The organism is Bacillus sp. SIMBA_074 (assembly GCF_046534555.1).
GTDB classification, from domain to species: Bacteria; Bacillota; Bacilli; order Bacillales; family Bacillaceae_G; genus Bacillus_A; species Bacillus_A mycoides.
In genome coordinates this window covers 1-237 of record NZ_JAWRYM010001211.1, presented here as the reverse complement: position 1 = coordinate 237, position 237 = coordinate 1, and the positions used below count along the sequence as shown (strand labels likewise).

Annotated in this window: 1 pseudogene; it reads right to left on the bottom strand. The window is 51.9% G+C overall.

From position 1 onward, the window contains the following. A pseudogene (locus SB773_RS34575) lies at positions 1-237 on the bottom strand (F0F1 ATP synthase subunit beta); the annotation flags it as partial.

Sequence of the window (237 nt, the reverse complement as noted above, 5' to 3'; positions counted from 1 at the left end):
CATACGGCCGAGAAGTGCGGAAACCTCAGAACCCGCTTGAGTAAAGCGGAAGATGTTGTCGATAAACAGAAGAACGTCGCGGCCTTCTTCATCACGGAAATATTCCGCCATAGTCAGACCGGTCAGAGCTACACGAAGACGTGCACCAGGTGGTTCGTTCATTTGACCGAATACCATCGCAGTTTTCGGCAGAACGCCTGCGTCTTTCATCTCGTGGTACAGGTCGTTACCTTCACG